Source organism: Yinghuangia aomiensis, assembly GCF_039542225.1.
GTDB lineage: Bacteria > Actinomycetota > Actinomycetes > Streptomycetales > Streptomycetaceae > Yinghuangia > Yinghuangia aomiensis.
Genome location: NZ_BAABHS010000100.1, coordinates 1 through 959 on the forward strand (window position 1 = coordinate 1; position 959 = coordinate 959).

General features: G+C 70.7%; 1 protein-coding gene. It reads right to left on the minus strand.

The window, feature by feature from the left end:
- The coding region (locus ABEA93_RS42015; RefSeq protein ID WP_345681294.1) for a thiolase family protein at positions 1–861 on the minus strand (861 nt) is incomplete at its 3' end.
- Between the last annotated feature and the right edge of the window lie 98 nt (positions 862–959).

The following is a 959-nucleotide window of genomic DNA, read 5'->3' on the forward strand; positions in this document are numbered from 1 at the left end:
GCCGGCCTTCTCGTACGCCGCCGCGGCGGCGTTGCGGGTGCACGTCGACACGTCCGGCTGCACGAGGCCGCCCGGCACGTACGGGTCCGACGTCATGACCGACGCGGAGATCTTCACCGCCCGTTCGCGCACCGCCGGCGGCAGCGTGGCGAGCTTCTTCGCCGAGCACAGCACGACCGCCGCGGCGCCGTCGGTGTTCGCCGAACACATCAGCGACGTGTTCGGGTACGAGATCATCGGCGCGGCCTTGATCTCGTCGAGCGAGAACCGCTTGCGGTACTGGGCGAGCGGGTTCAGCTCCGAGTGCGCGTGGTTCTTCTCGCTGATCTTGTAGAAGTGCTCCACGGAGGCCTGCGGGTTGGCGTGCAGGTACGCCATGCCGGCCTGCGCGAACACGCTCGGCATCGTCTGCGAGCCGAGGATGCCTTCGGTCGGCATCACGTGACCGTCGCGCCCCGTCGGCGCGTACTCGTTCTTCGCGCCGGCCGGACGCCCGCCCGGACCGAGCAGGCCCATGCCGGAGGTCTTCTCGACACCGACGGCGAGGCCGAGGTCGGATTCGCCGGCCAGGATCGACAGGTGCACGGTGCGCAGCGCGGTCGCACCGGTCGCGCACGCGTTGGCGACGTTGTAGACGGGGATGCCGGTCTGGCCGATCTGCTTCTGGATCTGCTGGCCGAGCCCGGCCGCGGCGTTGAACAGCGAGCCGGCGGCGAGGATGTCCATGTCGCCGATCGCGGTGCCGGAGTCGGCGAGCGCGGCCAGGGCCGCGTCGGCGGCCAGGTCGACGGAGTCGAGGCCGTCGTGGCGCGCGAAACGCGTCATCGAGGCGCCGATGATCCACACGTGCTCCGAAGCCATGCGGAGATTCCTTTCTGCGGGGTGGCGGAGGCTCAGGAGCGCGGGGCGAAGGCGTAGGCGACGGCTTCGACGCCGTTGTCGTCGGTGCCCGCGACGTA